The following is a 7,024-nucleotide window of genomic DNA, read 5'->3' on the forward strand; positions in this document are numbered from 1 at the left end:
CAGCAGGTTTACGGTGCGCTGCGCATCGATTCGATCACCTGGCTCAACGGAGGCATGTTCAACGAGACCTACACGCCCCGGCTGGCGCAGCGACTGATGTCACGTACACCGTTGGGCGACATCATCAGTCACGTGCAGGACAGTCCACTGTCCCGTCGGCTGTTGGAACGGACGTTGCAAGAGATGTTCGGACCGAACACCAAGCCGACGCCGCACATGATGGACGTCTTCCGTCAAATCCTGGAGTACAACGACGGCCGCCGGGTGATGCACAAAGTCGGCCGCTTCCTCAATGACCGTTACATTCATCGCAACCGGTGGGTGCGTGCGATGCGGCAGACCGAGGTGTCCATGCGGTTGATCGACGGGCCGGTCGACCCCAATTCGGGGGCTCACATGGCTCGGCGCTACGCCGAGGTGATTCCCGAGGCCGACGTGGTGATGCTCGCCGACGACATCGGGCATTGGCCGCAGCTCGAGGCACCCGAGGCGGTGCTCATACACTTCTTTGCCCACGTCGACCGTGTCACCGCCGGCGGGGGTTCGGCACGGGCATAACCCAGAAACCGTTTACCGCGGCGTCCGCAACGTGCAAAGCTGCTCGGCATGAGCGTCGCGATAGTCCGTCCCAAGCTTGAAGGAAACATCGCCGTCAGCAAAGACCGGCGGATCAGCTTCGCCGAGTTCGGCGCCCCGTGGGGGCGTGCGGTGTTCTGGTTGCACGGCACTCCCGGCGCCCGCCGGCAGATTCCGAACGAGGCCAGGATCTATGCCGACGAGCACAACATCCGCCTGATCGGCGTCGATCGGCCGGGTATCGGCTCGTCAACCCCGCATCGGTACGAGAACGTCCGGGCGTTCGCCGACGACCTGCGGGTCATCGCCGACACGCTGGGAATCGACAAGATGGCCGTGGTCGGTCTGTCCGGCGGCGGTCCGTACAGCCTCGCCTGCGGCGCCGCGTTGCCCGACCGCGTGGTGGACGTCGCCGTGCTCGGCGGCGTGGCGCCGACTCAGGGTCGCGACGCGATCAGCGGCGGAGCGATGAACCTCGGGCTGCGGGTGGCGCCGCTGCTGAAGTACGGCGGCAATCCGCTGCGAATAGGCGCCAGCGTGCTGGTCCAGTCAATCCGCCCGGTCGGGTCCACCGCGCTGCAGGTGTACGCCCGGCTATCACCCGAGGCGGACCGGCACCTGCTGACCCGTCCCGAGTTCAAGGCGATGTTCCTCGACGACCTGCTCAACGGCAGCCGCAAGCAACTGGCCGCGCCGTTCAACGACGTCATCCTGTTCGCCAAGGACTGGGGCTTCGGGCTGGACGACGTGAAAGTCCCGGTCCGGTGGTGGCACGGTGACCACGACCACATCATTCCGTTCTCGCACGGAGAACACGTCGTTTCCCGGCTGCCCGACGCCGAGCTGTTCCACCTGCCGGAGGAAAGTCATCTCGCCGGGCTGGGCCGCGGCGAGGAGATCCTGTCCACGCTGATGAAGCTCTGGGACGAGCAGGGCTGAAACTTCTGCTGCCGCAGGCAGCGCGGATATGTCACGCTGTTAGCTGTGGCAGCACCCTTCGAGAACCCAGCGATCCCCTCGCTGGCCCTCTACCTCAGCGACATACCGCGTGCGGCGGTCGAGTACGGGGTGCTGCTCAGCACATTACCGCTGCACCGGACGCTGCCGACCGGCGACGGGCATCCGGTGCTGGTGCTGCCCGGTCTGCTCGCCGCCGACAGCTCCACCTGGACGCTGCGGCGCATCCTGCGCCGACTCGGGTACCGGGCGCACGGTTGGCGACTCGGCCGCAACATCGGCCCGACGGCCAAAGCGGTGGCCGGCATGGCCAACCGGCTGGACGAGCTGCACCGCCGATACGACGAACCGGTCAGCCTGATCGGCTGGAGCCTGGGCGGTATCTTCGCGCGCACGCTGGCCCGGCGCAGCCCGTCGTCCGTGCGCCAGGTGATCACGCTCGGCAGCCCGTTCGCGATGGAACACGAGGGCCAGTCTCGCGCCTCGCGCAGCTTCAACCGCTACGCACACCGGCACGTCGAGCGGCCCCCGCTGCCGCTGGCAGCCGAAGCCGAACCGCTGCCAGTGCCGGCGACCTCGATCTACTCGCGCTACGACGGCATGGTCGCCTGGCGGACGTGTCTGGAGGCGCCGTCCGCACGTGCGGAGAACATTCGCGTGCTGGCCAGCCACATCGGCTACGGACACAATGCGGCCGTGGTCTGGGCCATCGCGGACCGGCTGGCGCAGCCATCGGGGCAGTGGGCGCCGTTCCGGCCGCCGCCGATGCTGCGACCGCTGTATCCGCGGCCGGACGCCGCGCCGCCGCGACGGGTCGGCGACCCGCGGCTGCGCCTGGCGTAGCAAGCCCTCTAGCAGCCCGGGGTAGCGTCGCTGACGTGCTGTTAGCCTCCCTGAACCCCGCAGCCGTCACCGCCACCGACATCGGTGACGCGGTGACCATCGACGGCGTCGTGCTGAGCCGCAGCGACTTGGTCGGCGCCGCGACCTCGGTGGCCGAGCGGGTCGCCGGCGCGCATCGCGTGGCGGTGCTGGCCACCCCGACCGCGGCGACGGTGCTGGCAATCACCGGCTGCCTGATCGCCGGTGTACCCGTCGTCCCGGTGCCCGCCGACGTCGGCGTCGCCGAACGCCGGCACATGCTCACCGACTCCGGCGTCCAGGCCTGGCTTGGGGCAGCGCCCCCAGAAGACTCGGTGCCGGAAGGGCTGCCGCACATCCCGGTTCGCTTGCACGCCCGTTCCTGGCACCGCTACCCCGAGCCGTCGCCCCAGGCCGCCGCGATGGTGATCTACACCTCGGGCACCACCGGGCTGCCCAAGGGCGTGCAGCTGAGCCGACGGGCGATCGCCGCCGACCTGGACGCGCTGGCCGCTGCGTGGCAGTGGACGGCCGACGACGTGCTGGTGCACGGATTGCCGCTGTTTCACGTACACGGGCTGGTGCTGGGCCTGCTCGGCTCGCTACGTGTGGGAAATCGCTTCGTGCACACCGGAAAACCGACACCGGCGGGCTACGCGGGCGCCGGCGGCACTTTATATTTCGGAGTTCCCACGGTGTGGTCGCGGGTGGTGGCCGATCAGGCGGCGGCCGAGTCGCTGCGGTCGGCACGGCTGCTGGTGTCGGGAAGTGCCCCGCTGCCGGTGCCGGTGTTCGACCGGCTGGTTCGGCTCACCGGTCACCAGCCGGTCGAACGCTACGGCAGCACCGAATCGCTGATCACGCTGTCGACACTGGCCGACGGCGAGCGGCGCGCCGGCTGGGTGGGGCTGCCGCTGTCCGGGGTGCAGACCCAGCTGGTGGACGACAACGGCGAGCCGGCACCGCACGACGGGGAAACCGTTGGGAAGCTTCAGGTTCGGGGTCCGACGCTGTTCGACGGCTACCTCAATCGTCCGGAGGCCACCGCTGAGGCGTTCGACGCCGACGGTTGGTACCGCACCGGCGACGTCGCCGTCGTCGACGGCGGCGGCATGCACCGCATCGTCGGACGCGAGTCGGTGGACTTGATCAAGTCGGGCGGATACCGCATCGGCGCGGGCGAAATCGAGACGGCGCTGCTGGGGCATCCGGATGTCGACGAGGTGGCAGTCGTCGGGCTGCCCGACGAGGATCTGGGCCAGCGCATCGTCGCGTTCGTCGTCGGCTCAGCTGAGATTGCCGGCGATGAGCTCATTGATTTTGTCGCGCAACAACTTTCGGTGCACAAACGGCCGCGTGAAGTGCGGGTGGTGGACTCGTTGCCGCGCAATGCGATGGGCAAGGTGCTCAAGAAGCAGCTGCTCTCCGACGGCTGAGCGCGCGTGCCCGGCGGACACGCGCGCTCGCGACGAGGCGTTACGGCATCACCGCCCAGAACGGGTGCGTGACCGACCAGACCGGGTGGGTCAGGTCGTCGGTGTAGTGGTAGATCGGGTGCGTCGGAGGCGGCTCGGGCCGCATCGGAGCCGCCGCGGGGCCGGCCGGGTGCATCGACGGCGGCATCGGGGCGATGGGGGCGGCCGACGCCACCGCGGGTCCGGCCACCGCTGCCGCCAGCGACAGGCCGACGGCGCAGAGAACACCTGCCGACAAAGTGCGAATCCTGGACATTTCTGACTCCCTTCGATTCTATATTGTCATATCTAGTTGACAATTGAAGGCTAGGCCGAGCCGCCACACACTGTCAACCAAAGTTGTCAAATCAAGTGAACACGCAGCAACTTTTCAGGTTTCTCACCGGGCATGCCCACCTGGCGTCGCTTAGCGTCGTTATGTGCCATTGACGATTGCCGCCAGCCCCGCGGTCACCCCGATGAGACGGGTGGCCGCTGCCTGCCTTATCGGCTCGGCGATCGAGTTCTACGACTTCCTTATTTACGGCACCGCGGCGGCGCTGGTGTTCCCCGCCGTGTTCTTCCCGCACCTGAGCCCGGCGGTCGCGACGATCGCGTCGATGGGGACGTTTGCGACAGCGTTTCTGTCCCGGCCGGTCGGCGCCGCCGTGTTCGGGTACTACGGCGACCGGTTGGGGCGCAAGAAGACGCTGGTGGCCACGCTGCTGATCATGGCCGTGTCGACCGTGGGCGTGGGCCTGGTTCCCAGCAGCGGGGCCGTTGGTGCGGCGGCCCCGCTGATCCTGGTCGCGCTGCGCCTGTTGCAGGGGTTTGCCGTCGGCGGCGAGTGGGCCGGGTCGGCGTTGCTGACCGCCGAGTACGCACCGCCGGACAAACGCGGCCGATACGGCATGTTCACGCTGATCGGTGGCGGCACCGCGGTGGTGATGAGCAGCGCGACTTTTCTGGGCGTGAATATCACCATCGGCGAGGACAGTCCCGCGTTCCTGCAATGGGGGTGGCGGGTGCCGTTCCTGATCAGCGCCGCGCTGATCGTGCTCGCCCTCTACGTGCGGCTCAACATCAACGAGACCCCGGTGTTCGCCGAGGAAAAGGCCCGCAACCTGGTCCCCAAGGCACCGCTCAGCGAGCTGCTGCGGCTGCAACGCCGGGAGATCGCGCTGGCCGCGGGCAGCATCCTGGGCGCGTTGGGCTTCATCTACATGGCCAACACGTATCTGGCCATCTACGCCCACTCCCACCTGGGGTATTCGCGCAACTTCATCTGGTCCGTCGGCGCGCTGGGCGGGTTCGTCAGCATCACGTTCGTCGCGATGTCGGCCATCTTGTCCGACCGGGTCGGGCGTCGCCGCATGATGCTGATCGGCTGGGCCGGCTGTGTGCCCTGGTCGTTTGTGGTGATGCCGCTGCTGAACACCGGTAAACCCATCTGCTACGCGGTGGCGATCGTCGGCATGTGTGCCATCGCGGCGATCGGGTCCGGACCCACCGCGGCGTTCATCCCCGAGCTGTTCGCCACCCGCTACCGCTACAGCGGCGCGGCGCTGGCGCAGAACTTCGCCGGCATCGTCGGCAGCGCCGCTCCGCCGCTGATCGCCGGGACGCTGCTGGAAACCTACGGCAGCTGGGCGATCGGTCTGATGCTGGCCACGCTTTCGGTGGTCAGCCTGCTGTGCACCTATCTACTGCCGGAAACCACTCGGCTTGGGCTAATTGGCGTGCAGGTCCTCGTTGAGCGCGATGCCCTGACCGTCGCGGGCCACCACCTCGACCGCCCCGGTCAGTGAATTGCGCCGGAACAGCAGGTTGTTGCCGCCGGACAGCTCACGGGCCTTGGCCGATTTGCCGTCGGGCAGTGCGACTTTGGTGCCCGCGGTGACATACAGACCGGCCTCGACGACGCAGTCGTCGCCCAGCGAGATACCCAGCCCGGCGTTGGCGCCGAGCAGACACCGCCGGCCGATTGAAATCACCTCCGTGCCACCGCCGGACAGCGTGCCCATGATCGACGCTCCGCCGCCGATGTCCGAGCCGTCGCCGACCACCACGCCCGCCGAGATGCGGCCCTCCACCATCGACGCGCCCAGGGTGCCGGCGTTGTAGTTGACGAAACCCTCGTGCATCACCGTGGTGCCCGACGCGAGGTGGGCGCCCAGCCGCACCCGGTCGGCGTCGGCGATGCGCACTCCGCTGGGCATGACGTAGTCGACCATCCGCGGGAATTTGTCGACGCCGTACACGGTCACCGCTCCTCTGCGGCGCAGCCGCGCCCGCACCGGCTCGAAGCCCGCGATCGCGCAGGGGCCGTGATTAGTCCACACCACATTGGTCAATACTCCGAACAAGCCGCCGGCGTTCAGCCCGTGCGGCGCCACCAGGCGGTGAGAAAGCAGATGTAACCGCAGGTAGGCGTCGTACGCGTCGGCGGCGACATCGTCCAGTGAGCCGATGACCGTGCGGACCGCGATGGTCTCGGTGTTGCGGTCGTCGTCGCGGCCGATCAGGGCGGCCAGGTCGGCGGGAACGTCGGACACCGCCAGCCGTGTGGTGGCGGTGGCGCCGGATTCGGCCAGTTTCGGTGCGGGAAACCAGGTGTCGAGGATCGATCCGTCGGAGGCGAGCGTCGCCAGCCCAATGCCTGCTGCTCCAGTCACGGTCGACAAGGGTACTTCGGTCGCCGAGCAGACACAGAATCGCATCCCCGACCCTCCGGTAGTGCGATTCTCCGTCTGCTCGCCGAACTAGGCTTGGCGACGTGCTGGACTTGCGTGGGGACCCGATCGAGCTGACCGCGGCGCTGGTCGACATCCCCAGCGAATCGCGCGACGAAGCCCGGATCGCCGACGAGGTGGAGGCCGCGTTGCGCGCCCAGACATCCGGCTTCGAGATCATCCGCAACGGCAACGCCGTGCTGGCCCGCACTTCGTTGCACAGGCCGACCCGGGTGTTGCTGGCCGGACATCTGGACACCGTCCCGGTCGCCGGAAACCTGCCCAGCCGACGTGAGAACGGCGAGCTGCACGGCTGCGGCACCGCGGACATGAAATCCGGTGACGCGGTCTTTCTTCACCTGGCCGCCACGGTTGCCGAGCCGGTGCACGACCTGACGCTCGTGTTCTACGACTGCGAGGAAATCGAGTCGGCCGCAAACGGTT

The 7,024-nt window shown here is 68.1% G+C and carries 8 protein-coding genes; 6 read left to right on the plus strand and 2 right to left on the minus strand.

Features of this window, described 5'->3' with window-relative positions; translation table 11 throughout:
• The 4 genes from VML93_RS15945 to VML93_RS15960 all read left to right on the plus strand — a co-directional run.
• On the plus strand, window positions 1–558 hold a 558-nt coding region (locus tag VML93_RS15945), incomplete at its 5' end, for an alpha/beta fold hydrolase (RefSeq protein WP_414686369.1).
• 48 nt (window positions 559–606) lie between these two features.
• Window positions 607–1,515 carry an alpha/beta hydrolase gene (locus VML93_RS15950; protein ID WP_325612058.1) on the plus strand — a complete coding sequence of 303 codons (909 nt, stop codon included), beginning with the start codon at window positions 607–609 and terminating at the stop codon, window positions 1,513–1,515.
• Between the two features lie 36 nt (window positions 1,516–1,551).
• On the plus strand, window positions 1,552–2,376 hold the full coding sequence (locus tag VML93_RS15955) for an esterase/lipase family protein (protein ID WP_414686370.1): 825 nt from the start codon (window positions 1,552–1,554) through the stop codon (window positions 2,374–2,376).
• 35 nt (window positions 2,377–2,411) lie between these two features.
• Window positions 2,412–3,830: an acyl-CoA synthetase gene (locus VML93_RS15960; RefSeq protein WP_325612062.1), complete on the plus strand. Its 1,419-nt coding sequence runs from the start codon at window positions 2,412–2,414 to the stop codon at window positions 3,828–3,830.
• Window positions 3,831–3,870: 40 nt separating this feature from the next.
• On the opposite strand, the gene VML93_RS15965 is transcribed toward VML93_RS15960, so the two are convergent.
• Entirely contained in the window at window positions 3,871–4,125 is a 255-nt protein-coding gene (locus VML93_RS15965) for a hypothetical protein (RefSeq protein WP_325612064.1), read from the minus strand.
• Between the two features lie 202 nt (window positions 4,126–4,327).
• On the opposite strand from VML93_RS15965, the gene VML93_RS15970 reads away from it, so the two are divergent.
• Complete coding sequence (locus tag VML93_RS15970; protein ID WP_325612070.1) at window positions 4,328–5,656, plus strand: MFS transporter; 1,329 nt, start codon at window positions 4,328–4,330, stop codon at window positions 5,654–5,656.
• Here VML93_RS15970 and dapD read toward each other — a convergent pair.
• Window positions 5,579–6,532 (minus strand): 2,3,4,5-tetrahydropyridine-2,6-dicarboxylate N-succinyltransferase, encoded by a 954-nt coding sequence (gene dapD / locus VML93_RS15975; RefSeq protein WP_325612066.1) that lies wholly within the window; start codon window positions 6,530–6,532, stop codon window positions 5,579–5,581. The two genes, VML93_RS15970 and dapD, sit on opposite strands and share 78 nt — an antisense overlap.
• A 92-nt stretch (window positions 6,533–6,624) precedes the next feature.
• Between dapD and VML93_RS15980 the strand changes: the two genes are divergently transcribed.
• A partial coding sequence (locus tag VML93_RS15980) for a M20/M25/M40 family metallo-hydrolase (RefSeq protein WP_325612068.1) occupies window positions 6,625–7,024 on the plus strand: 400 nt, incomplete at its 3' end.

This window comes from Mycobacterium sp. (assembly GCF_035499775.1).
Taxonomy (GTDB): Bacteria; Actinomycetota; Actinomycetes; order Mycobacteriales; family Mycobacteriaceae; genus Mycobacterium.